The 1,300-nt window shown below is 68.4% G+C and carries 1 protein-coding gene; it reads left to right on the forward strand.

All coding sequences use genetic code 11. The features are described 5' to 3' along the window. Window positions 1–44 precede the first annotated feature (44 nt). Window positions 45–1,259 (forward strand): IS30 family transposase, encoded by a 1,215-nt coding sequence (locus ACWD1U_RS37210; protein WP_451113785.1) that lies wholly within the window; start codon window positions 45–47, stop codon window positions 1,257–1,259. The last annotated feature ends 41 nt before the right edge of the window (window positions 1,260–1,300 follow it).

Genomic DNA, 1,300 nt, shown 5'->3' on the forward strand with positions numbered 1-1,300 from the left:
CTTAGGTTCTAGCGATCGTCGCAACACCCCAGCCCAGGGGTGCGATGTTCGAGATCCGCAAGACCCGGACGGTGGCTCAGGGCCGCAGGAAGCTGACCCGTGAGCGGGAGGAATACTTCCGGCTCGTGCAGCAAGGCGTGAGTTATACGGAGGCGGCCAAGTCCGTCGGCATCAACCTCCGTACGGGAAAGCGATGGCGTAACGGCCGGAACCCCTCCGGCCGGCAGAAGGCGGCAGCACCGGCCAGACCGGTTCTGCCGCCTTCTGGTGTGTCCCGGTACCTGCGGGAAGCCGACCGGGTCTACATCGCCGACCGGCTCCTTGAAAAGGCGACTGTCCGGGCGATCGCCGCCGAACTGGGCCGCAGTCCCTCCACCGTCAGCCGGGAGATCCGCCGCAACCGGCACCCCACGAACGGCCAGTACCGTCCCTTCGCCGCCCAGGCCCGGGCGGATGACCGCCGTCCCCGCCCCAAGCCCCGGAAGATCAGCCAGGACCCGGAACTGCGGGCCGCCGTCCAGGCAGGTCTCAACGAGCGGTGGAGCCCGGAACAGATCTGTCACGCTCTGCGCAGACAGTTCCCCGACCGGCCGGAGATGCACGTGGTCCACGAAACCGTCTACCAGGCGCTCTACGTGCAAGGACGCGGAGCACTGCGTCGGGAGCTGGCCGGCGCCCTGCGCACCGGACGCGCCCGCCGCAAGCCCCACCGCCAGGCCAACTGCCGGCAGCCGCGCTTTGCCGATCCCATGGTGATGATCAGCGACCGCCCGGCCGAGGCGGAGGACCGGGCCGTGCCCGGCCACTGGGAAGGTGACCTCATCATCGGGAAGAACAGCGGCTCGGCGATCGGCACCCTCGTGGAACGCAGCACCCGCTACGTGATGCTCCTCCACCTGCCCACCGACCACACCGCGGCCAGCGTCCGAGACGCACTGACGGATGCCGCACACAGGCTGCCACCGCATCTCAAGCGGTCTCTGACCTGGGACCAGGGCTCCGAGATGGCCGCCCACCGCAGCTTCACCGTCGCCACGGACGTCCCGGTCTACTTCTGCGACCCGGCCAGCCCCTGGCAGCGCGGATCCAACGAAAACACCAACGGCCTGCTGCGGCAGTACTTCCCCAAGGGAACCGACCTGTCCGTCCACAACCGCGAGCACCTTGACGCAGTCGCCGCCCAGCTCAACGGCCGACCACGCAAAACGCTCGGCTGGGAGACCCCAGCCGAGCGCCTGCATAAACTGCTCGCCGTCTGACACAACCGATCATGTGTTGCGACGATCCCTAGAAACCGCCC

This window comes from Streptomyces sp. NPDC002788 (assembly GCF_053592115.1).